This is a genomic window from Pontibacter sp. SGAir0037 (genome assembly GCF_005491705.1).
Taxonomy (GTDB): Bacteria; Bacteroidota; Bacteroidia; order Cytophagales; family Hymenobacteraceae; genus Pontibacter.
Genome location: NZ_CP028092.1, coordinates 979,342 through 1,003,283 on the forward strand (window position 1 = coordinate 979,342; position 23,942 = coordinate 1,003,283).

Annotated in this window: 19 protein-coding genes and 1 pseudogene; 15 read left to right on the plus strand and 5 right to left on the minus strand. The window is 47.6% G+C overall.

Translation table 11 applies throughout. The features are described 5' to 3' along the window. The first annotated feature begins 14 nt into the window (after positions 1-14). The 9 genes from C1N53_RS03945 to C1N53_RS03985 all read left to right on the plus strand — a co-directional run bounded on the left by C1N53_RS03945 (position 15) and on the right by C1N53_RS03985 (position 8,575). The gene (locus C1N53_RS03945) at positions 15-1,340 is read left to right on the plus strand and encodes an inositol-3-phosphate synthase (protein WP_137758086.1); all 1,326 of its coding nucleotides are present in this window, start codon (positions 15-17) and stop codon (positions 1,338-1,340) included. A gap of 9 nt (positions 1,341-1,349) precedes the next feature. After that, positions 1,350-1,811 carry a phosphatidylglycerophosphatase A gene (locus tag C1N53_RS03950; protein ID WP_137758087.1) on the plus strand — a complete coding sequence of 154 codons (462 nt, stop codon included), beginning with the start codon at positions 1,350-1,352 and terminating at the stop codon, positions 1,809-1,811. After that, a complete protein-coding gene (locus C1N53_RS03955; RefSeq protein ID WP_137758088.1) occupies positions 1,812-2,183 on the plus strand; it encodes a GtrA family protein in 372 nt (123 codons plus the stop codon). Then, positions 2,170-4,767, plus strand: a complete 2,598-nt coding sequence (locus tag C1N53_RS03960; protein ID WP_240773378.1) for a DUF5686 family protein — start codon at positions 2,170-2,172, stop codon at positions 4,765-4,767. Before C1N53_RS03955 ends, C1N53_RS03960 begins: the two co-directional genes overlap by 14 nt. Before the next feature lie 23 nt (positions 4,768-4,790). After that, positions 4,791-5,510 (plus strand): CDP-alcohol phosphatidyltransferase family protein, encoded by a 720-nt coding sequence (locus tag C1N53_RS03965; RefSeq protein ID WP_137758089.1) that lies wholly within the window; start codon positions 4,791-4,793, stop codon positions 5,508-5,510. Between the two features lie 160 nt (positions 5,511-5,670). Then, positions 5,671-6,234, plus strand: coding sequence for a DUF4833 domain-containing protein (locus C1N53_RS03970; protein ID WP_240773379.1), 564 nt, complete (start codon positions 5,671-5,673; stop codon positions 6,232-6,234). A gap of 4 nt (positions 6,235-6,238) precedes the next feature. After that, positions 6,239-6,856 (plus strand): sterol desaturase family protein, encoded by a 618-nt coding sequence (locus tag C1N53_RS03975; protein ID WP_137758090.1) that lies wholly within the window; start codon positions 6,239-6,241, stop codon positions 6,854-6,856. Between the two features lie 4 nt (positions 6,857-6,860). Beyond that, complete coding sequence (locus C1N53_RS03980; RefSeq protein WP_137758091.1) at positions 6,861-7,811, plus strand: phosphatase PAP2 family protein; 951 nt, start codon at positions 6,861-6,863, stop codon at positions 7,809-7,811. 92 nt (positions 7,812-7,903) lie between these two features. Further along, positions 7,904-8,575, plus strand: coding sequence for an HAD family phosphatase (locus C1N53_RS03985; protein WP_137758092.1), 672 nt, complete (start codon positions 7,904-7,906; stop codon positions 8,573-8,575). 6 nt (positions 8,576-8,581) lie between these two features. Here C1N53_RS03985 and C1N53_RS03990 read toward each other — a convergent pair whose 3' ends face one another. Together C1N53_RS03990 and C1N53_RS03995 are read right to left on the minus strand one after the other, a co-directional pair. Next, positions 8,582-8,974: a two-component system response regulator gene (locus tag C1N53_RS03990; RefSeq protein ID WP_168193952.1), complete on the minus strand. Its 393-nt coding sequence runs from the start codon at positions 8,972-8,974 to the stop codon at positions 8,582-8,584. Positions 8,975-9,240: 266 nt separating this feature from the next. Then, positions 9,241-9,924, minus strand: a complete 684-nt coding sequence (locus tag C1N53_RS03995) for a carbonic anhydrase family protein (protein WP_137758094.1) — start codon at positions 9,922-9,924, stop codon at positions 9,241-9,243. Positions 9,925-10,192: 268 nt separating this feature from the next. Here C1N53_RS03995 and C1N53_RS04000 point away from each other — a divergent pair, with 268 nt between their 5' ends. Next, on the plus strand, positions 10,193-12,736 hold the full coding sequence (locus C1N53_RS04000; RefSeq protein WP_137758095.1) for a PAS domain S-box protein: 2,544 nt from the start codon (positions 10,193-10,195) through the stop codon (positions 12,734-12,736). 92 nt (positions 12,737-12,828) lie between these two features. Here the strand turns inward: C1N53_RS04000 and C1N53_RS04005 are convergent, their stop codons facing one another. Next, on the minus strand, positions 12,829-13,215 hold the full coding sequence (locus C1N53_RS04005) for a hypothetical protein (RefSeq protein WP_137758096.1): 387 nt from the start codon (positions 13,213-13,215) through the stop codon (positions 12,829-12,831). Positions 13,216-13,862: 647 nt separating this feature from the next. Here C1N53_RS04005 and C1N53_RS04010 point away from each other — a divergent pair. From C1N53_RS04010 to C1N53_RS04030, 5 genes are all read left to right on the plus strand, one after another. Beyond that, complete coding sequence (locus C1N53_RS04010) at positions 13,863-14,876, plus strand: response regulator (RefSeq protein ID WP_137758097.1); 1,014 nt, start codon at positions 13,863-13,865, stop codon at positions 14,874-14,876. Positions 14,877-15,755: 879 nt separating this feature from the next. Beyond that, positions 15,756-18,188 (plus strand): TonB-dependent receptor, encoded by a 2,433-nt coding sequence (locus C1N53_RS04015; protein WP_168193953.1) that lies wholly within the window; start codon positions 15,756-15,758, stop codon positions 18,186-18,188. Positions 18,189-18,374: 186 nt separating this feature from the next. Then, the gene (locus tag C1N53_RS04020) at positions 18,375-19,085 is read left to right on the plus strand and encodes an ABC transporter ATP-binding protein (RefSeq protein ID WP_137758099.1); all 711 of its coding nucleotides are present in this window, start codon (positions 18,375-18,377) and stop codon (positions 19,083-19,085) included. A gap of 2 nt (positions 19,086-19,087) precedes the next feature. Further along, positions 19,088-20,509, plus strand: a complete 1,422-nt coding sequence (locus C1N53_RS04025) for a DUF3526 domain-containing protein (RefSeq protein WP_137758100.1) — start codon at positions 19,088-19,090, stop codon at positions 20,507-20,509. A gap of 3 nt (positions 20,510-20,512) precedes the next feature. Beyond that, on the plus strand, positions 20,513-21,895 hold the full coding sequence (locus C1N53_RS04030) for a DUF3526 domain-containing protein (protein WP_137758101.1): 1,383 nt from the start codon (positions 20,513-20,515) through the stop codon (positions 21,893-21,895). Positions 21,896-21,981: 86 nt separating this feature from the next. Here C1N53_RS04030 and C1N53_RS04035 read toward each other — a convergent pair. Continuing rightward, positions 21,982-22,890, minus strand: a pseudogene (locus C1N53_RS04035) (NAD(P)/FAD-dependent oxidoreductase). A gap of 177 nt (positions 22,891-23,067) precedes the next feature. Then, the gene (locus C1N53_RS04040) at positions 23,068-23,634 is read right to left on the minus strand and encodes a sugar O-acetyltransferase (protein ID WP_137758102.1); all 567 of its coding nucleotides are present in this window, start codon (positions 23,632-23,634) and stop codon (positions 23,068-23,070) included. Positions 23,635-23,942: the final 308 nt, after the last annotated feature.

Consider the following 23,942-nt stretch of genomic DNA (forward strand, 5'->3'; position numbering starts at 1 on the left):
AAACAATAATTAAGATGGAATATCAAATAAAGAAAGCTGAAGGGCGTCTGGGTATTCTGCTTCCAGGTTTGGGTGCAGTAGCTACCACTTTTATCGCTGGGGTAGAGGCGATCAGGAAAGGCATTTCGCAGCCGGTAGGCTCCCTTACTCAAATGGGTAATATCCGTTTAGGTAAAAGAACAGAAAACCGTAACCCGCTTATAAAGGATTTCGTGCCATTGGCTAACCTGAACGACATTGTGTTCGGTGGCTGGGATGTGTACGAAGATAACGTATACGAAGCTGCTGTGAATGCAAAGGTACTGGAGCCAGGCCTGTTGCACGCTATCAAACCGGAGCTGGAGGCTATCAAGCCTATGAAAGCGGTATTTGATAAAGCCTACGCGCGTAACCTGACGGGTACAAACGTGAAAGAAGCGGCTACCAAATACGAGTTGGCAGATGCACTGATAGAAGACATGCGCAATTTCCAGGAAGAAAACGGTTGCGACCGCCTGGTGATCGTTTGGTGCGGTTCTACAGAAGTATACCTGGAGCCAACCGAAGTACACCAGACTGTGGCTGCCTTCGAAGAAGGCCTGCGTAACAACGACCCACGCATTTCTCCAAGCATGATCTATGCCTATGCGGCCATTAAAATTGGTGTTCCTTTTGCAAACGGTGCCCCGAACTTAACTGTGGATATTCCTGCCCTGGTAGAGCTGGCGAAAGAAAACGGTGTGGCTGTTTCGGGTAAAGATTTCAAGACCGGCCAGACGCTGATGAAAACTATCCTTGCTCCTGGTCTGCATGCCAGAGCGCTGGGCATCAAAGGCTGGTTCTCTTCTAACATCCTGGGTAACCGTGATGGTCTGGTACTGGACGATCCGGAGAACTTCAAGACAAAAGAGGTATCAAAGCTGGGCGTGCTGGAAGACATTCTTCGTCCGGAGGACAACCCGGAACTATACGGGGATATCTACCACAAGATCCGTATCAACTATTACCCTCCTCACGGTGATAACAAAGAGAGCTGGGACAACATCGACATCTTTGGCTGGTTAGGTTACCAGATGCAGATCAAGATCAACTTCCTGTGCCGCGACTCAATTTTAGCTGCGCCAATTGTACTGGACCTGGCTCTGTTTACCGACCTGGCGCAACGTGCCGGTATGAGTGGTATTCAGGAGTGGCTGTCGTTCTACTACAAGTCGCCGCAAACAGCAGAAGGCCTGCGTCCGGAGCACGACATCTTTAAGCAGCTGATCAAACTGCAGAACACGCTGCGCCACCTGATGGGCGAAGACCTGATTACGCACCTGGGACTGGATTATTACCAGGAGCTGGTAGAGTCGCTATAACCTGATTTGATGTTAAAACTACACAAACTCGTTTCCACCAGCCTGGGTATTGGTTATATAGGCAAGGGAGGAGGCACAGTAGCCGCTGTGGCAGCCTGCCTTTGCCTGTATGCCCTGCACCAGGCTGGCGGAGACCGGCTTGTGGGGTGGCTGCCGCTTGTAACGGCGCTGCTGACGCTGCTGGGGGTATGGTCTGCCAACGAGGTAGAGCCTTACTGGGGCAAAGACGACAAAAAGGTGGTGATTGATGAGGTGGCGGGGATGTGTATCAGCTTGTTGTTTCTGCCGATTACAGGTAGCTCGCTGTTAGCCGGTCTGGTATTGTTCCGGTTTTTTGATATTGCAAAGCCGCTTTACATCAGGAAGCTGGAGAAAGTTAGCGGCGGATGGGGCGTGATGCTGGATGACGTAGTGGCCGGTGTTTACGCAAATTTCATATTACAATTATTTCTATACTTCAAGATACTCTAAATGTTCACCTTCCTGAAGGCACAGACGGCTTCTCTGGTAGCCTCTGCTGTCGATTTTCTGGTGACAATCATCGCTGTGGAACTCTTGGGTTTCTGGTATGTGGCAGGCACAGTAACGGGTACTGTTACAGGGGGCGTTACACATTTTACGCTGAGCAGAAACTGGGTTTTCAATTCATCTGACAAAAGCATTCCGACACAGGTAATCAAGTATGTAATGGTTTGGGCGGGAAGTCTGCTGCTGAATGCAGCGGGTGTTTATGCTATAACGCATTATGTGGGCATAAACTATATCTTCTCCAAAATCTTTGTTTCCCTGATGGTTGGGTTTTTCTACAACTATATCATACAGAAAAGGTATGTTTTCCGATAAACACATACATCATCCATATATAAAATGGTTGCTGTGCTTTTTACTGGTTTTGTTTTCCGGGACAATGGTAAGCCAGGTAAAGGCACAGGGTATGGTAACAACTGTAAAAGGCAGTGTTACCGATGCCGCCACCAACGAGCCACTGATCGGTGTCTCTGTTTTCATCCCGGGCACTAATGTAGGCACAAGCACTGATTTTGAAGGTAAATACACGCTTAAAACAAATCAGTTCAAAGATAAAATACAGTTTTCGTATGTTGGCTACAAAACAGCCACATACCCTATTAAACCAGGCGAGGAGCAGGTAATGCATGTAAAGCTTGGCAGCGATGCCAAAGAACTGGCCGAAGTGGTGGTAACCGGCAAGCGCCGCTACAGCAACAAGAACAACCCTGCCGTAGACCTGATACGCGAAATAGTGGCTAATAAAGCCAAGAACCGGCCGGAGCAGTACAGTTTTGTGGAGTATGAGCAATACGAAAAAACACAGATGTCGCTGGTGAACACGCCGGAAAAGCTGAAGCGAAACATCTTCCTGCGCAAGTACGACTTTATTACCAGCAACCTGGATACGACTGTTATCAAAGGCAAAGCCATTCTGCCATTTTTTATCCAGGAAGATATTTCGCAGCACTATTACCGCAAAGCGCCTGAGGGTCGCAAAACGGTGGTGAAAGCAGAGAAGAAAGTAGACTTCGGGGAGTATATTGATAATAAGGGCTTTACATCGTACATGCAGCACATGTACCGTGATATTGATATCTATGATAACAATATCATGATCCTGACCAACCAGTTCCTGAGCCCGATTGCCGATATGGCTCCTACGTTCTACAAGTTCTTCCTGAAAGACACCGTGACAACGGCTACAGGTCAGCAGCTGGCCAGGCTGCAGTTCGAGCCACGCAACCCGGCTGCCTTTATGTTTACAGGTAACCTGTATGTAACGCTGGATGGTACTTATGCAGTGCAGCGTGTGGCCATGGAAGTAAGCAAAGGCGTGAACATTAACTGGGTGCGCGACCTCAAAATTAACCTGGATTTTGAGCAGAACCCGGACGGACGCTACCATCTGAGCAAAAGCGAGCTGAAAACCGATTTTGGTATTACTCAGAACAGCGACATAGGCTTTTACGGCGAACGCATTGTTTCCTACAAAAACTATAAAGTGAACGAAGCACAGCCGGCTACGCTGTTTGAAGGCGATGCTGTGGTAAAAGCTGAAAACACCTATAGTCAGGACGACAATTTCTGGTTGGTTAGCCGGCACGATACTCTTTCGGCAGTAGAGGCCAGAACTTATACCAACATCGACAGTCTGGTGCATATGAAGTCGTTCAGAAGAACCATGGACTGGGCAACAGCGCTTGTGGCTGGTTATAAACGGGTAGGCCCTAACATAGAGGTCGGGCCGATGAACACCTTCTATAGCTTTAACCCGGTGGAAGGTTTCCGACTGCGCCTGGGTGGCCGCACCACCACAAATTTCAGCAAAAAATACATGCTGGAAACCTATGCGGCGTACGGCTTTAAAGATGAGCAATGGAAGTACTACGTAGGCGGCACCTACTCGCTTACCGACAGGTCTATTTTTGAGTTTCCGGTAAGGGCAATTCGCGCCAACTATCAAAAAGATACCAAAATACCAGGACAGGAGCTGCAGTTTGTGCAGGAGGATAACTTCCTGCTGTCGTTTAAGCGCGGCGAAAACGACAAGTGGCTATACAACGAGACATATAATATAGATTACCTGCACGAGTTTGAGAACCATTTCTCTTACAGAATAGGCTTCCGGAACTGGCGTCAGTCACCGGCAGGTTCTTTAGAATATACCAGGGTGGGAGATACAGCCAGTGAAGCCGAACCGATGCCGCTCCACGGCCTGACTACTTCTGAAGCCACACTGGAACTGCGCTGGGCTCCGAACGAGCAGTTCTTTCAGGGAAAACTGTACCGTACGCCTGTCGTAAACCGCTACCCGGTTCTCACATTGCGCGGTACAGCAGGTATAAAAGGATTGTTTGGCAGCCAGTACGAGTACCAGAACCTGGCCCTGAACATTTACAAGCGCTTCTACCTGTCGCAGTTAGGTTATACCGATGTGGTAACGGAAGGAGGCTATACCTTCGGTCAGGTGCCTTTCCCGTTGCTCACGATTCACCGGGCTAACCAGACGTATTCGTACCAGTTGCAGTCGTATAACCTGATGAACTTCCTGGAGTTTGTGAGCGACCAGTATGCCAGCATCCACATCGACCATACCTTTAATGGCTTTATCTTTAACAAAGTACCTTTGCTTAAGAAAACCAAGCTCAGAGAGTTTGTCACGTTTAAAGCCTTGTATGGCAAGGTGCGCGAAGAAAACAGGCCTGAAAATAATCCGGAGCTGTTTCGTTTCCCAACCTTCAGCGACGGCCGGCAGGCAACGTATACGCTGGAAAACAAACCTTATATGGAGGCAAGTGTAGGCGTGGGTAATATCTTTAAATTCTTCCGGGTGGATGTGGTGAAAAGACTAACTTACCTGGATCATCCAAATGTTTCAGATATAGGTATAAGAGGTAGGTTCAAGTTTGATTTTTAAACAGTTGTCATTAGCTTATAAGTATGGATAAGAACGAATTGCGTGATGCACTGCAGCAGGGTATATACAAAGTAATCAATCCCTTTGTAAGGCTTCTGATCAAGATGGGTTTCACACCGAATGCAGTTACCACCACTGGCCTGGTACTGAATATAGGGGTAGCAGCCATCTTTATTGTAGGTGGTGAGACCAGTAACCGGGGAGAGCTGGAATATGTCGGGTGGGCCGGAGCGCTGGTGCTGTTTGCGGGCGTGTTCGATATGCTGGACGGGCAGGTGGCACGGCTTGGGAACATGAAGTCGACTTTCGGGGCTATGTACGATTCGGTGCTGGACCGCTACAGCGAGATGATCATGTTTATGGGCATCTGCTATTACCTGATCGCACACCACTACCTGCTCAGTTCGCTGTTCGCCTTTGTGGCCCTGATTGGTTCGATGATGGTGAGCTACACCCGTGCCCGTGCAGAGGGACTGGGCGTAGACTGTAAAGGCGGCCTGATGCAGCGTCCGGAAAGGGTGGTGTTGATTGGTATATCCGCCATTGCCTGCGGTATCACCTACTCTTTTATCGGAGCCGACTACAAGGTATATATTCCGGGCATTCCATTTCATATTTTTGAAACAATGTCGGTGTTTACACTGCCTATTGCCGTTATGGCGGTACTAACCAATATTACAGCTGTAAATAGATTGATGGACTCCAAAAAGGCAATGGAGAAAAAGGAAATGGCAATGCGCTAAGGCAGCTGAGCTATGAGTTGGAAATAGTGCCAGGGTTGAGGCTATAGCTAACTTCGGGGCTGATTCCGATGTTCATCAAGTGTTCAAGAGCAAGGTGCTGTTGTATAATCTGTTATACCGTAGTTGCGCAGACAAAAATCATACTTTAAAATACTAGTCCTTGAGAAATATATTTTACATCGTGTTGTTGCTGTGTCTGCTGGTAAGCCTGCAGAGCGTGAAAGTTTTTGCTGCGGGCAATTTAAGGGAAGCAAAGCAGGATACGCTGCCGGTGCCGAAGGGTATAAAAGACCTGATGTTTTTTGTGCAGCGCGATCCGAATGCCAATACCGTGGTGTATGAGCTGAACAGAACGGCACAGGGCACACTGGATGAGAAAGAGCCGGTGCATGCGTTCTGGATACGCTATGCGGATGGGGGAGAGCAGAAAGAGCTAAACTACATACAGCGCAAGTTCGCCTATGGGCTTAACACCAAAAAGCTGGGCAAAGACAGCTATGAATTGAAGTTTGTATCTTACTCAAAATTGGTCTTGTACCTGCGGAAAGGTACAGACGGTAAATTTCATGTTTATACCACGATCAACCAGAAAGAAGCCATTCTCGATCGTGTATTTGTCAGGATTGAAGGTGGTACATTCTGGGTGCCTAATGTTTTGTATGTAGAGCTGAAAGGCAGAGATGCTGCAACAGGCAAAGCCGTTACAGGGCGTTTTAAACCTTAGATTTATGAAGAAGAATTTTGTGTCCAATTCCACGGAATCTGTCCGCATGTTTAAGTACGATTGGATGGAAGCCTTGTCGAAAGTACATTTTACCGTTCCGCTGTTTATTTATGTTCCGGTGATTCTGTTCTTTAGCTGGAAAGCTTTGTTTGTGGAGCAGATGGGCTTACTTGCTTTTTCAGGGTATGCAGCACTTGGCCTGCTGTTATGGAGCCTGACCGAGTATATCCTGCACCGCTTTGTGTTCCACTATGTGCCTAAAGCCAAATGGGCACTGCGCCTGCACTTTATCTTTCATGGTGTGCACCACGACTATCCCAACGATGCAAAACGACTGGTAATGCCTCCTTCTGCCAGTATACCAATGGCCTTTATCCTGTACCTTCTTTTCTCGCTGGTGTTTTCAGGAGGAGCGCTTTATGCTTTCTTTGCTGCTTTTGTAGTTGGTTACCTGGTGTATGATATTTCGCATTATGCGCTGCATCATTTCAATTTTAAAGGAGAATTCTGGAGAAAGCTGAAAAAGCACCACATGCTGCATCACTACTCCGACGACACCAAAGGCTACGGCGTTAGCTCGGCCCTGTGGGATAAAATTTTCGGCTCTGATTTTGACAAATAAAAACATGAGCATAACAACTACGGCGCCAGGAGAAAAAAAGGGCGTGTCGCGAAAGGCGGTGCTGGTGATGCTGGCTTTATCGGTAGGGTACCTGCTGCTGTCGTACCTGTTGGTGGGTTTTAAAACTGATCAGCTAGCGCTGGTGGGGCTGGTAAACTTCCTGTATTATATTACACCTGTTACCAGAAAGTTTATAACCGGCTTCTCCATCTTTATCCTGTTCTGGGTACTGTTCGATTACATGAAGGCTTTCCCGAACTACTGGTTTAATGCGGTGCATATTGCAGACCTGTACCAGGCGGAGAAAGCCTGGTTTGGCATTAACCAGGGTGGTACTATCTTAACTCCGAATGAATACTGGCAGCAGCACAGTACCCCCTTTCTGGATGTAATGAGTGGCCTGTTTTACCTTAGCTGGATTCCGGTGCCCATGGGCTTTGCATTCTTCTGGTTCCTGAAAGACAGAAGGCAGTTTATTTACTTTCTGCTTACTTTTCTGCTGGTAAACCTGCTGGGTTTTATAGTGTATTACGTTTATCCGGCCGCACCGCCCTGGTATGTGCAGCAGTATGGGTTCGATTTTGTAGCCGCCACACCGGGTAACACGGCTGGCCTGTCGCGTTTCGACGGTTTTTTTGGCATCAGCATTTTTCATTCGCTTTATTCCAAAAGCTCCAATGTATTTGCCGCCATGCCCTCGCTACATTCGTCTTACCCGCTGATAGTCTTTTACTATGCTCTCCGGAACAGGCTTGGCTGGGCAGCAAACACCGTGTTTGGTATCATAACACTGGGTATCTGGTTTGCGGCGGTGTATACCTCGCATCACTATGTACTGGATGTGCTGGCCGGTATTACCTGTGCCGCCTGCGGTATTCTGCTGTTCAACGGGCTGATGAACAGGCAGGGCACATTAAGAAGAGCCGTGGACAAAATAGTGGCCGCTATACAATAAGCTTTTAAAATTTATTACCAGTAATATACTTTCCTGTTTGCAGAAGCTGTATGGTCATTTGCTCCTGTCAGCAGGCTTTATTTAATTTGAATATGGATTCTAGTTATAATAGCAGTATTGCCTACAATGTGGCATTAGAGCGGCTCACAGAGCTATCGGAGGGAGGCTACCTGGCTTTTTTGTATGACTGTGACGGCACCCTGGCCGACAACATGCAGGCCCATAAAGAAACCTATGTGAAAGTTGCCGCCAGTAAAGGCGTAACCATAGACCCTGCTATCATTGATGAGTTTGCCGGTTTGCCGATACCGGAAGTGGTAGTAGAGATAAACAAACGCTACGGCGCTAACCTGGACCCGGAAGAATTTGTAGCCTTGAAATCGGACCTGTTTTACAACGAATTTATTCTGAAGACGAAGCCTGTACGCTTTGTGGTTGACCACCTGCTGAGCCACGTGGGCCGCGTAAAGATTGGTGTCGTATCTGGTGGTTCCAGGCGTATGATCCGGAAAACGCTGGAAGTGCTGGAAATTGACTCGCTGGTAGATGTTTTAGTTTGTGCAGAAGACACGGCTAAAGGAAAGCCTTACCCGGATCCTTTTTTATTGGCTGCAGAAAAGCTTGGTGTCGCTCCTGAAGCCTGCCTGGTATTTGAAGATGGTAACCCGGGCATAAAGTCGGCCGAAGCAGCAGGAATGAACTGGATCAGGGTTGACAGAATTACACCAGTACATAATGTCGCTGCCTCTTCTTTAACAGAATAAGCAACGTTAAGCTACATGGCAAAAGTCATGCTTTATTTTGTCTATATGGTTTTCTGTGAGCGGCTTGCTGATAAAGCCTTTTACAATGGCATGATCTTTTGCCATGTTTTGTTCGGCGGAGTTAATAGACGAGCTTAAAATAAAGACATTACAATTGTTGGACAAGGCACTTTCGTGCGGCTTTAGTGCCTGCAAAAACTGCCAGCCATTCATGGTCGGCATGTTCAGGTCGAGGAAGATAACCTGAGGCGCATTCTCATTTATATCCTGCTTCAGGAAGTCCAATGTTTCCTCTGCAGAAGAAAAAGTCATGACCTGTTCAGAAAAGTTCTCCAGTCTCAGCATAGATTCAGTGAGGAAGGAACTGAATGGGTCATCGTCAACAATAATGGTCTTCATAATCATCTTTTCAAATCCTGAATAAGCCTTTATAAAAGCACTATGCAATACAACGAAAATATAGTATTCTTTAAAAGGAGGATTCAGGTATAAAAGTAATTATGATTATGTGTTTATGATGTTGTATTTTGCTTATAATTAACAACTAAAATAGATAAATTAGCGATAATGTGAAGCTATAAAACCTTCAAAAGTAACAGAAAGGGTAGCAATACCCTTTCTGTTACTTTTGAAATTAAAGAGCAAAAATTAAAAACAGATGTTCCTTATGTAACATCTTCCAGAAAATCTACTTTTCCGGTATCCATGTCGTAAATGCCTCCGATAATCTTAATCTGGTCCTTTTGCTCCATCTCAGCCAGTATAGGGCTCTCTTTCCTGATTTGGTTGATTGTAAGCAGAACGTTCTGCTCGGTTACACGCTGCACAAAATCCTCGTTCGTGCTGGACTTTTCGCCATCATAGCCCGAAGAAGCTTCAAGTGCAGGCTTAAGTTTGGCAAGCATGCGGGTAATGTTTCCCAGTTTTACATCGTCGATCACACTTTTTATGGCCCCGCAATGCTTATGGCCAAGTACCAGCACCAGTTTGGAACCTGTAACATGGCAGGCAAACTCCATACTGCCCAAAATATCTTCGTTCACAAAGTTACCTGCGATGCGGGCGACAAATAAATCACCGATCCCACGGTCAAACACATCCTCTACAGGTACCCTGGAGTCGATACAGGAAAGAACTATAGCTTTAGGATACTGGCCCTTCACAGCCTTGCGTACCTGTTCGCGGTGGTTGCGCAAAGTAATGGCTCCCTGTACAAAACGCTGATTGCCCGCTTTCAGTAAAGCTATGACATCCGACGGGGTGAGGCGGTCCAGTTCTTCTTTTGTAAGTACATCTTCAATCAGTCCCTCGCCACCTATATTAAGAGTTATTCCTTTTTTTTCTTCCATAAGTTTTAGCTAAAGTTTCGTATTATATGATCAACGCGCAGTATAGAGCAAAGGTTAGTTAGTTATTGCGCCACGACTGTCGCCGGCGATAAAGTTAAGCACAGGCAGGCGTAGTAGAAAAATATTAGCGCGCTTAAAGGCCTAAAAATTAGAAAGAAGCAGCTTTCCAGCTAAATAAGTAGAAAAATAAATTCAGGTTTAGTTATATGATATTAAAAAAATAATTTATAATTATATTCTATTTAGTAGAGTTTAGTGCCCGCGCCCCATGTCTTACATCCAGAAAACAACTTTTGTGGCCTTTTTGGTCGCCTCCTTATGTATTGCCTTCCTGACAGGCCTCTTTTACATTGATCTTAGAAATGTATTAGAAGCAAGTGAGCAGGAGGGCGTGACGCTGAAGATCCTTCGGTCGGTTGAAGTGCTGCACCATAGTCTGCAATATGCAGGTGAAGAACTGATCAGGTATAAACAAACCAATGCTGCACATCACCTGGGCTCTTATACCGAAGCTGGAACCGAACTGGAGCGTCATGTGCTTGCTTTAGATGCGGTGGATAGCTCCGACGAAGTACAGCAAAAGCAGCTGCAACAACTTATAAAAGCTGTGTACCGGTACAAATCCGCCGCAGACAGTATCCTGAAAATCCCGGCTTCAGCTCCCCCTACGCAACCCCTTTTAGCCTCTGTAGACGATTTTGTACATGAGCAGCTGGACCTATTGCACGAGCAGGTTCTGCTAATCGAGAACAGGAGCAGGGCTATTTTGCAAGCGGCAGACGAGGAACGAAAACAGCAGATGCAAAACACGTTAAAAGTGTTCATCTGGTTTTCGGTAGGTGTCATTGTCTTTTTTGCTATTTGCTACATGCTGGTTAGCAAAGCTCTGTTTATCCGGAACCGGATGGAGGAAAAGCTCCGGAAAAGCGAGTTGCTGTTTTCTACTGTCTTTTACAAAAGCCCGGTAATTTGCTGCATTACGGAACTGGGCACCGGCAGGCTGATAGATGTAAACGATAACTTTACCAGCTTTTTCGGTTTTACCCGCGAAGAAGTAATTGGCGAAAGAACTACCGATCTGGGTATCTGGAAAAGTATAAAAGATCGGATGGAAGTGGTAAACAGGCTAAAGCTGAACAAGAGCTTCAGGAATGTAGAACTACAGCTGCACAACCGGCACAACGAGCCCAAAGATATTTCCGCTTACGGCGAAATACTCACTCTTGACGATAGGGAATGTGTTGTGGCTGCGTTTGTAGATATTTCTGAAAGAAAAGAGGCAGAAAATGCCAGTAAAAGGCTTAATGCCTTGCTCGAGCAAAAGGTAGAGGAGCGCACAAAAGAAATCGCAGACTATAAGTATGCGCTTGATCAGGCTGCTATTGTAGCCATTACCGACGAAAAAGGTGTGATCCGGCATGTGAACGATAACTTCAGCAAAATTTCTAAATACGATCGGGAAGAAATTATTGGGCATAATCACCGGATGATCAATTCGGGCTATCATCCGAAGCAGTACTTTTCCCAGCTGTGGCGAACCATATCGGGAGGGAAGATATGGAAAGGGGAGATTAGAAACCGGGCCAAAGATGGTACGCTCTATTGGGTAGACACAACGATTGTACCCTTTCAGAACGCGCAGGGGAAACCGTACCAGTACCTGGCAATCCGTTGGGACATTACTGACAGGAAAAAGGCAGAAGAAGCACTGCTGCAGGCCATAGAAGAGTTAGAGGAAGGCGCTGCAAAACTGAAAGAAGCACAGGCCATTGCCCGTATTGGTAGCTGGGATTATGAATTTGACTCCGAAAAAAGCAGTTGGTCCGACGAAATGTACCGGCTCTTCGGCACCTCACCGGAAGAAACACAGCCATCTTTGCCGGCTCTGCTGTCGTTTGTACACCCCGACGATGTGGATGAGGTGAAAGATAAGATCTTACTAGAAGCGCCTTCGGGACACAGATCATTTTATTATAGAATAATCAGGGGCAAAGAAGAAGTGCGCTGCACCTATAATGAACTGCAGTATATCCACGATGAGCAGGGCATGCTGCTGCGGGTAACCGGCATTGTACACGATGTAACAGAAGAAAAGCTGGTTCAGGAAGAGAAAGATAAGGTAACGGCCGATCTGTTGCAGCGCAACAAAGATCTGGAGCAGTTTGCTTACATTGTTTCGCATAACCTTCGGGCACCAGTGGCCAACGTTATTGGCCTCACAAGCCTGATCCACAACTATACTCCTGGTGAAGCTAATTTCGACAAGTGCCTGGACGGTATACAGGCCTGCACCCGCAACCTGGATGAGGTTGTAAGAGACTTGAACCATGTGCTGCAGGTAAAGCTTGAGCATAGCGAAACGAAAGAAATGGTGAACCTGTCGGAGCTGGTAGATGAGATCAAAACAACGCTTCAGAACCTGATTGTGCAGGAAGAGGCGGTTATCTATACCGATTTTACTCAAGTAGGTGAGTTGTATGCTATCAAGAGCTTTATGTTTAGCATATTCTATAACCTGATTACAAACAGCCTTAAATTCAGACACCCCGAGCGGAAGCCTTTTCTGGAAATATTCGCTTGTAAAATGAAAGGAGACATTGTCCTGAACTTTCGTGACAATGGCCTTGGCATCAACCTGGATGCCCACGGGCGTAAAATATTCGGCCTGTATAAGCGGTTTCACTTACACACCCAGGGAAAGGGAATGGGCTTGTTTATGGTGAAATCGCAGGTAGAAACGCTGGGAGGCAGCATTGCCGTGGAGAGTGAAGCAAACAAAGGAGCCCACTTTATCCTGACCTTTAAAAGTTAGAGTCTTGTAGAAAATGGTACAATCCATATAAAAAAGCGGCCTGCCATTCTATAAATGGCAGGCCGCTGAAAAGTATGAGGGGTTATTAATTCTTACTTGGTCACCTGGGTGAGCTGCACGGTCTGGTTGGTGATGAAGGCGTTCAGCTGCTTTTCGGTGAGGATATCGGTAACGGCCTGGGCGTAGGTGTTCACCAGTTCCTGGGCCTTGGCGTCCAGCTCAGCCGATGCCAGCAGGAGCTGGGAAGACTGGGTATCGCGCTTGAACTTGCGGTTGAGCTCCTTAAGTTTGATGTACTGCATCTCGTTGAGCTCCAGCTCCAGGATCAGGTCGCGGTTGATCTCTTTCTGCAACAGCATCGTCACAACCCTCTTCTCGGTAGAGGAGAGCGTAGACACCGAACCGCTGGCAAAGGCAGAGGACACGTTCACGAATGCTGCCAGGGCTACTATTGCTAGAAAGGTCAGGTACTTCTTCATGGAATCGGTTGTTAAAAACTTGTACTACTTTAGGCTTGTCTCCCTATATTCAACTCTGATGCCAAATTCACAAAACCTTCTATATAGTGTTTAAAGCCATATTTAGAGCTTTGCCTGTCTTTGATATTTCCCATGGTGGGAATGATAAAATTGCAAATGGGAAAAATAACCTTTATAGGAAGTCGTTCAGCGGAGAAGGTTGATTAAGATTTTAATTATTTTAAATATTTTTTGCATTTCAATCAGACTATAAATCAGTCTTTTTATCGGAATAAACAGCCTGTCTTGTTCCAATCCAGTAGTCTATAGGTTATTAAAAGCCGGAAAGCTTTCATCATTCCATAATCCGGTAGAAAGCATGCTGAAGCACGGCATGAGATATGCTTCATCCGTTCGAAGTAACGCGTGCCATAGACATGAATGAGCTGCGGCGAAAGATTTTAAATAAGAGTATAATTTATTGAATTGCAGCGTTATAATAGTGGGTAAAGCAATCAGGACAGACTTAAAGGATATACCGGGAATAGTAGATTCAGATGGAAATGAGCAAGATAAAGCCTTCGAAGAGTTTGGAAAGAGATTAGTGTTTTCTCTTTAAAGTGTATGCATAGTAAGATGATGAAAGCTGCGGGTTTTAAGTATAGTTTATGAATAAGGATACCAAGCCGTATCGTTTTTTGGTGATAGAAGATAATCCTAAAGATTTTATGCTGCTGGTACATTACCTGTTGAAGCATATATCGAATCCATCCATTGACCAGGCCAGGAGTTTTGAAGAAGCGGCCTCGTGTCTTCAGTCCAGCAAGCGTGGGAAGTATGATATCTTATTTCTCGATTTAACACTTCCCGATAAAAGCGGCGAGGAACTCATCAGCAGCATTGTCGGCCTCTGCTCCTGGTGCCCTGTTATCGTGCTTACCGGCTATACCGACTTTGTGTTTAGCACCAAATCGCTTGCCCTTGGTGTTTCTGATTATTTGCTGAAAGAAGAGCTTACCCCTTTTAACCTGTACAAAAGCGTTGTTTACAATATTGAGCACAAGCACATCCTAAGTGAGCTGGAAGAGTCGGAGAGCCGGTACAGTAAATTATTCCATTTTAGTCCGCAGCCAATATGGGTATATGAAACTGATACCTATAGGTTTCTGGATGTAAACCAGGCCGCGCTGGATCACTATGGCTATAGCCGGAAAGAATTTCTGGCCATGACTGTAATGGATATCAGGCCACCCGAGGATATTCCGCAGCTAAAAGCAGCTGCAAAGAATTTCCAACAGAAAAAAACAACTTTTGCAGGTGTTTTCAGGCACCTGAAGAAGAATCGGGAGATCATACAGGTGGAGATTTACTGCAATACCATTCAGTACAAAGGAGAGGATGCTAAAATTGTGTTAGCACATGATATTTCGGAAAACCTGAAGAATATCAAAGCGATCAGAAGTCAGAATCAGAAGCTGAAAGAAATTGCCTGGATTCAATCCCATGTGGTAAGGGCACCATTGGCTAGGTTAATGGGGCTGGTTAAGCTTTTAAAGATCCAAAAGGAAAAGGACCAGGTGCAGCAGGAGTTTTTCGACATGATCATGGATTCTGCCACAGAACTTGATGACGTTATACATGAAATTACCCGTAAATCTGAACAAATCAGCCTGGAAGAGTAATTGCCACTTTGCCAGTTGCTTATAAACTCACAAGCCTGTAAAAGCCCCTTCTCTGTTTAAATTGTGATGCAATTTTGTTGCAAAATAGATTGCTTCTTTCTAACATTGCAGCATAAGTCTCTTCAGGCCTTCGTAAGTATGAAAGTACTTCGGCGGCTCTCTAATACTAAGAGCAAGCTTTTTTTCTGAACATGTACGGCCGACAGATATATACCGCTTATTTGCTATTGGTGCTCTTCCTCAGAGTACTGGCGCCAGAAGCTGCGGTTCTGTCTCTGCACCGGCACACGCATACAGAAGATGTACTACAAGCAGGGCAAACCGTTGGGCAAGCGCACATACATTGCCATGTAGATGATTTGTTTAACAAGCCTTTCTTATCCTCCTGTTTCTCCTTAGAGCTTTGTCTCATGCCACCGGCAGGCTGTTATGTGCAGCCCTATGACTTTGCCTGGAAATTTACCTATCCTAACAATACCTATCTGCGCGGGCCTCCTGTGGCCTGACCTTTTGTTGCTCAGTAAGTGTAGGCGCTTCAGTAGAAGGGCACAGCTACAGGTATACCGATAGTTGTGTGTATCGCTATAATTACTGCATTATCTTAAACATATAGCTGCAGGAGGTGCCAGAGCCGTTCCGGCCATAGCATTGTTTGCAGGCAAAGCTGTACTGCTATTCATTAAAAGCAGATGGTGCTACTCTGAAGTATAAGTACCGGCCAATGATTACCTGGATAAGCCTGTGCTTATGGCGCAACGCACCTCCGTCAGCAGTCAGCGCAAGGGTTTTTTCTACAGCAACCTCATTCATCTATAAGTATACCATCATCCATACACTATCGCCGCAGCAGGAGCATAAATCTCCAACCAAACCATGTATATGAGAAAATTTTTGAGTTTTTTATGGCTGCTTCTGATGCAGCTTAGCGTGCAGGCGCAAAGCGCGGGCACAATCAGTGGCAAAGTAACAGCGGGCAACGGAGCAGGCCTGGAGGGTATATCGGTGGTGCTTCAGGAAAGCAACCAGAGGACACTGACAGCGGCAGACGGCACTTTCAGAATCAGTAATCTGGGGCTGGGCACGTACACGGTAGTGGCGAAGGCCGTGGGCTACGACGCACAGGTAAGGCAGGTACAGCTGAGTGAAGCGAATCCCGCCGCTGTAATTAACTTTGCATTAGAACAAAACACCAATGCACTGCAGGAGGTGGAGGTACTGGGCCGAAAAGAAACCACCTACAAAAGCGAGTACAGCTTTATAGGCACTAAAACAGCCAGCCTGGTGATGGATGTGCCGCAAACCATTTCTACAGTTACGAAGGAACTGCTGGAAGACCAGCAGGCCTTTACCCTGAATGAGGTGGTGCAGAACCTGGCGGGCGTAAATCAGTACTCCAGCTACGACGACATCACAGTGCGCGGCTTCCGTAACGGCTACGAGAGCGGCTTCAGGCTGGTGAACGGCCTGCGCTCGGGCTATAGCTATGGCAATGGCTTTTTCCGGGTGCCGCTTACCGTAAACCTGGAGCGGGTGGAGGTGCTGAAAGGTCCGGGAGCGGCCTTGTTTGGTGATGTAAATCCCGGCGGCACCATTAACATGGTAACCAAAAAGCCGCTGGAGGAGGAACGCAAGGCGGTGAACTTCTCGGCGGGCAGCTTTCAGACGATGCGCTCCACCTTAGACTTCACCGGCCCCCTGAATGCAGACAAAACCTTGCTCTACCGCCTGAATGTTGGCTATGAAGACACCAAAACCTTCCGCGACCGAAACGACCGCAGCTCATTATTAATCGCGCCAACCGTTACCTTTCGCCCCACCGAAAACACCACCCTGAATGCCGAAGTGGTATTCAGCAGCTTTAACGGCTACCTGGACCGCGGCCTGCCTATACAAGGGGGCGATTTGTTTGCGCTGCCTTTGTCGTTTGCCGTAAACCAGCCCAACGACCATTATAATGTGCATGACCTGTCGCTGAACGCCTCGCTGAACCACCGCATCAATAACTGGCTGTCGTTTAACCTGGCTTACATGAAGTTTTCCTATGCCGAAGACATTCGGGAGCACCGCACACGCAACCAGTTTGTGGATGCGCCGCGGAACACTGTCATGTATGTGCGCTACTTTGAGCGGCTGGCAAAAGAATATACCAACAATGCCTCGGCTTACCTTTCGCTAACGGGCAATACCGGCCGCATCAGCCACAAAGTGGCCCTGGGTACTGATTTTGTGCGCTTCGACACCGACAAAAACAGCAGCATGGTGGAGGTATGGAACCAGACGGTGAACGGAGAAGTGGTGCCGCTTTCCTTCGACCTGAAAAATCCTGTTTATGAAATCAAAAGCACCAGCAACTACATACGCCGCCCGGTGCCGCAGTTCTTCATCGATTACCTGAACAACGTGTACCAAACCACCGGTTTGTATGTGCAGGACCAGCTGGATATTACCGACAGATTGGGCCTGTTGCTGGGGCTGCGCTACGAGATGTTCCGCGACCGGCGCGACTACGGCGCAGGGGAAGAACGCATTGCGCAGAATGTGCTGCTGCCACGTGCCGGCTTAACTTTCTCGCTGCGCGATAACCTGAACTACTTTGCCAGCTACAGCCAGGGCTTCAGGCCCCTTAACCCGCAGTACATAAAGTACCCGGAGCGCTATGGCCGCAGCGAGCCTTTTAAAAACGAGACCAGCTACCAACTGGAAACAGGTTTGAAAGGTGAGTTTTTCCAGAAGGCGCTGTTTGCCACACTTTCGCTTTACCAGATCGAGAAGCGCAACACCTTGTTACAGACCTTTGAGGTGACCGAAGCAGGTAACCCGATCTTCAGGCAAAACGGCAGTACACTGTCGCAAGGCGGAGAGTTGGAACTGGTTGGAAACTTAGTGCCTAACTTCAGCCTGAACGCGAACTATGCCTATAACCACACCGAAGTGCGGAGCGCCGACCTGATCAGTGAAAACGGTATGATGGCAGCCAACGCACCAAAGCATTCGGCAGGATTTTGGGCGAAGTACACCTTTACTATACCCGGCATACGCGGTGTGGGAGTGGGGGCAGGGGGCAACTACGTTAGCCTCCGCAGGATGGAAACCCAGGTAATCCAGGCCAACACCGGTGAAACCATCTGGGATTACTGGCCATGTTATACGGTGGCAAATGCCGCGCTGTACTACAATGTGAACAAGTTTAAGTTTGCCTTTAACCTGAACAACCTGCTGAACGAGCGCTACTTTGTAGGTGGCTACGATTATTTCCGTGCCAGCCCGGGCGCAGGCCGCAACTACATGACTTCGATCGGCTATACTTTTTAAAGATAGGAAAAATGTCTCCCTTAGGGGACTACAAGGGTGTGAAAGGTATAGATCACCCCTATAATTCTTCCAGGAATGTTTAACATGAGTACATGCTGGTGTGAGCTTGCAGCCCATGCCAGCAAAAGGATGAAAAACAGCTAGAAAAACTAAAAGAATACCATTAGAAATCAAAGTAAAAACACTATGCATAATGTACTAGAAGCAAAAGACCTCCGAAAGCAGTACCAGGACAAGCTGGCGCTGAAAGGCTTGAACCTGCAGATTAAGGCAGGAGAGATATTTTGCCTGCTGGGTCAGAACGGAGCAGGTAAATCAACTACTATCAACCTGTTCCTGGGCTTTATACAGCCAACCTCAGGTGCTGCCTTTGTAAACGGGCTGGAGGTTGCCACGAATATCACAAAGGTAAAGGAACACCTGGCCTATATACCTGAAAATGTGATGCTATACCCTAACCTGACAGGCCTGGAAAACCTGGCGCTGTTCAGCAGCCTGGCCGGGTTCGATTACTCGAAAGAGGAGTTGATGACCTACCTGGTACGTGCAGGATTGCCTGCTGATGCGGCCAGCCGCAGGGTAGGGGGCTATTCCAAAGGCATGCGCCAGAAAGTGGGTATAGCCATTGCAGTAGCCAAGCATGCCAAGGTGCTGCTGCTCGATGAACCTACTTCGGGTCTTGACCCTAAAGCCAGCAACGAGTTTTCGGAACTGCTGCTGCAACTCAGTGCAGCCGGTACCGGCATCTTTATGGCCACACACGACATCTTCCGGTCTAAAGAAGTGGGCACCAGGATAGGCATTATGCGCGAAGGCGAGCTGGTGGATGTGTTGCCCGCGGCCAATCTGGATGCAAACGAACTGGAAAAACTATACCTCAACTATATGCACGTGTAAGGATGGTAAAAAACATAGCTAAAAAAGAATTTATCAGCACCCTCCGCGACAGCCGCTTTGTGGCACTCAGCATCATGGTGCTGCTGCTGTTGCTGGCTGCTACGGTGGTAGGGCTGCACAGTTATAATACCCTGCAGGAAGAGCGGGAGGTGGCACAGCAAACAGTTAACGACCAGTTTGCCAATTCCGCAGACCGGCACCCGCACCGCATGGCGCATTACGGTTCTTACGCCTTCAGGCCTAAGTCCAGCGTTAGTTTCCTCGATTTCGGGTTAGATTCCTATACCGGAGCTTCTGTATTTATGGAGGCCCACCGGCAAAACAGCGCCAACTTCAGCCAGGCGCAGCAGTCATCTTCGCTTATTCGTTTTGGGGAGATGACGGTGGCCTTTGTGCTGCAGATGCTCATTCCGCTGCTTATTATTTTTCTTTGCTTCGGCGCCTTTACCCAGGAGAGGGAAACCGGAACGCTGAAAATCCTGCTGAGCCAGGGCATATCGTTGCGGCAGGTGGCCTGGGCTAAAGTAGCCGGCTACAGCAAAGTGGTAGCCCTGGTAGTGGCACCTGCCTTAGTGCTGGCCAGCCTGCTCTTGTTTGGCAGAGGCGGCTTCGATGTAGATGGGGACGTGTTGCTGCGGCTGTTGCTTTTTATGTTTTTCTACCTGGTATACTTCTTCATTTTTGTGGTATTATCGGTGGTGGTGTCAGCGTTGCATCAGCGGTCCAGCACTGCTCTGGTTACCCTGCTGGGCATCTGGATTCTCTGCTGCGTAATTATACCCAAAGCATCGGCTAACCTTGGGGCTACACTTTATACCACGCCAACCAAGGCCCAGATGGATGCCGATGTGCACGAGGAGGTAGCCAAGGGCATAGACGGTCATAGTGCGGAGGACGAACGTACGGAGGCACTGAAGCAGGAGCTGCTGGAAAAGTACAAAGTGTCTTCTGTGGAAGAATTGCCGGTTAATTTCGATGGTATACGCATGGCAGCAGGAGAGGAGCATAGTACGCGCGTGTACCAGGAGCATTTCGAGGAGCTAACCGATATTTTCGAAAGTCAGAACCGCATTTCAGAGTATGCGGGTTTTCTGAACCCTTACCTGGCTGTGCGCCACCTTTCTATGGGGATGGCTGGGTCTGATTTCAGCCACTATATTCATTTTCAGAACCAGGCGGAGCAATACCGCTACCACCTGGCCCAGGAGCTGAACCACATCCAGACGACACAGCTAAAGTATGGCGATAAAGAAACGCGCCTGAGCAGCGACACCTGGAAAGCATTTGAGCCTTTCAGGTATGAAGCACCCCAGGCAGGCTGGGCACTTGGCAGGCATGTGGTGTCGTTGGTTGCGCTGCTGGTGTGGCTGGCGCTGGTATGTGTGTTGGGGCTAAGGCTGATTGATAATACTAATGTTGTTTAAGCGATGAAGAGATTCCGGATACTGATAAAATACGAGTGGCTCAATTTCAGGGCCGACAAAGGGTTGCTGATTCTGACCATGCTGACGCTGTTTGCCGGACTATACGGCATCTACTACGGCAGCACCGAAGTGGCAAGGCAGCGGGAGAACATTGCCGCCCTGGAGGTGCTGACAGAGCACAACATAGCGGAGCTGAAAGCAAAATACCCGGAAGGGACAGACGCAGGCGACATTGGCTATTATCATTCCACCTTTGCTGTAAACCACCCCGACTCCTGGGCCAGCCTCTCTATAGGCCAGCGCGATGTGAACCCGTACTATATCAAACTTCGCCTGCTTAACCTGCAGTCGCAGCTCTATGATACCGAGAACATTAACCCGCTGAAGGTGCTGTCGGGTAACTTTGACCTGAGCTTTGTGCTGGTATACCTGTTCCCGTTGCTCATTATCGGGCTGAGCTTTAACATACTGTCGGTGGAGAAAGAGCAGGGCACTTTGCCGCTGCTGCTCTCGCAGCCCATTGGTTTACCTGTAATTGTTGGCGCCAAGCTTACTTTCCGAATGATGATCGTGCTGGGGTTGGCGCTGCTGCTATCCGCAGTGGCTATGGTGTGGGGGCAGGTGGTGCCCGATGAGCGGGTGGCGCTGTGGCTGGGTGTGGTGGTGCTCTATGCGCTTTTCTGGTTTGGAGTAGCTTTTGTGGTGGCGGCCTTGCAGAAGAATTCAGCCTTCAATGCTGTTACGCTGCTTGGTGTATGGCTGCTGCTGACCATTATTATACCTGCTCTGTTAAACGTGTACGTGGCCGTAAAGCAGCCGGTGCCGCAGGCGCTGGCATTAACTATAAAACAGCGGGAGGTAGTACATGGGGGCTGGGATAAGCCGAAGCGCGAAACCATGGACAAGTTTTTTGCCCTGTACCCGCAGTACACGGATACTACTGAAATAAAAGGGCGGTTTGCCTGGCGCTGGTATTATGCCTTTCATCAGTTGGGAGACGAAGCTGTGGCCGATCTTGCCCACGATTACCAGGCAGGGCTGCAGGCGCGGCATCAGTTGGTGGAGCGGCTGAATGTGTTGTCGGTGCCTGTAAACGTACAGAGCATATTTAACGCGATGGCTGGTTCCGATCTACCGTCTTACCTGGGCTTTCTGCAGAGTGCCACACAATACCACGATGCGCTGCGGGAGTTTTACTACCCATTCCTGTTCAACCAGGTAAACTTCACATCTGCCGATTATGCGAAAGAACCAAGGCACAGCTTTACCAGCCAGCCAGACTTTGCTACTGTTTTTGCAGGTATAAATAAGTTGCTGGTAAGTGTGATACTTGTTTTCGGAATCGGCTTCTTTATTTTCAGAAAAGTACCAGCTGTTGTAAAGTAAGTAGTGAACATATCTAAACAGAAAAGCCGGAGCAAGATCATATCACATCCTGCCCCGGCTTTCTTGCAAAAGAACCTGTAACTTATCTAAAAGCTTTCATCAATTAAAACTTTATTCATAATTGCGCCTGCTTTGGTTCCGGCAGCTGTGGCCACAGCAACAGCACGGAACATGGTGGTATTATCGCCGGCTGCAAATACACCTGGTACTGTTGTTTTCTGAAATTCGTCTATCTGCACGAAGCCCTGCTCCGTAAGCTCACAGCCCAGTTGCTCTGCTATATCGCTGTGCTGCCTGAAGTCTACTCTGGCGAAAATGGCTGAAACCTTGTGTTTGCTTCCATCCTGCAGCACCATATACTGAACCTGCCCGTGCTCCTGTTCCAGTTCTGAGATTTCAGTTTCAACAATTTTGATATTCCTGCTTTGTAGTTTTTAGATTTGTTCAGCCGTTAAAGTGGCGCTGCCGTTGGTGAAAAGAATAAGGTCTTTACTCCAGTTGCTCAGGAGCTTACTTAATTCGTAACCCATTTCGCCATTCCCTATTAAACCCAGTGTCTGGTGGCTCACCTCATACCCGTGGCAGTAGGGGCAATGCAATACCGAAATTCCCCAGCACGCAGCAAAGCCCTTGATAGGTGGCATCAGATCCTTAATCCCGGTTGCAAGCAGAAGCTTTGAGGCATAGAATGTTTCAGCTGTATCTGTTTCGATTACAAACCCGGTTTCTGTTTTTTTACCTGTCACAGCCAGTCCCTGGTAGAAACTGACAGTGCTGTAGTTCAGGGCCTGCCGCTTTGCTTCCTCCGCAATTTGCTTCGGTGGTTTCCCATCATTTGTAAGGAAGTTGTGGGAGTGTGGCGTTTGCCTGTTGCAGGGCAGGCCGCTGTCGATGATAAGTACCTGCCTGAGCGAGCGCCCTAAGGCCATAGCAGCCGAAAGTCCGGCATAGCTGCCACCGATGATAATGACATCGTAATTTTTTTTATCTGCCATAATGTAGCGTATGATGTGTGAACAGGCAGAAAAACAATAAGCAGATTTTAAAATAATGGATACCTGCTTTTGCAATTGCTGCTCTGGTGCAGGCAAGATAAAATAAATTTTTTCTATATGCAATATTGTTGCATATAGAAAAAATTTGTGTATCAGTTAAAAAGGGTAGGGTCGATCTTATTCAGCAGCGTCTAAACTTCGGATGACACGACACGGATTCCCTGCTGCAAAAACATCAGAAGGGATATCTTTGGTGACCACGCTTCCTGCCCCAATAACGGTGCGATCACCAATCGTGACACCTGGGCAGATCACCACGCTGCCGCCTACCCATACATCTTCGCCAATGGAGATTGGTTTGGCAAACTCAAGTCCGGAAGCTCTTTCCTTGTAGTTCATGGGATGCGTAGCTGTATAGATCTGCACATTCGGACCAAATAAGGTTCTGCTGCCAATCGTTACCTGCATCACGTCCAGCACCACGCAGTTAAAGTTGAAGAATACCTTTTCCCCCACCTTGATGTTGGTCCCGTAGTCGCAATAAAAGGGTGGTTGCAACCATAGGTCAGGACCGGCATCCGGAATCAGTTCGTTCAGGATACGTATCCGTTCCTCGGCCTGATCTTCTCTGCTATCATTTAATTCTTTTAAAAGCAGTCTCGCCTTTAACCTTTCATCGGAGAGCTGTACATCAAGCGCATTATACAATTCACCTGACAGCATTTTTTCTTTTTCTGTTTTCATGTACTAAAGCAAGAAAAGAATTCTATAGATAACAAGTATGTGGCTGATTCTTACTACTATTTAAACCAGCAGCACAGGGTTTTTAACAGTCTTCAAAGAAAACGTACACGCGTGATCAGGAGTAGGGAGCGCTTTCGGGCAGGCTTAAGCTATGCAGTCATCCGGCAATTTAAGCAGAGGCTATAGCCTGTCAAATTAATTAATATTTTGCTGGATGTTGCAGAAGTATAAGTGACACGGTATTTTAGCGATGAAAATAAGTGATACTTTGGTAAAGAATAAATACCGGCTGCCAGCCCGAGGATAAA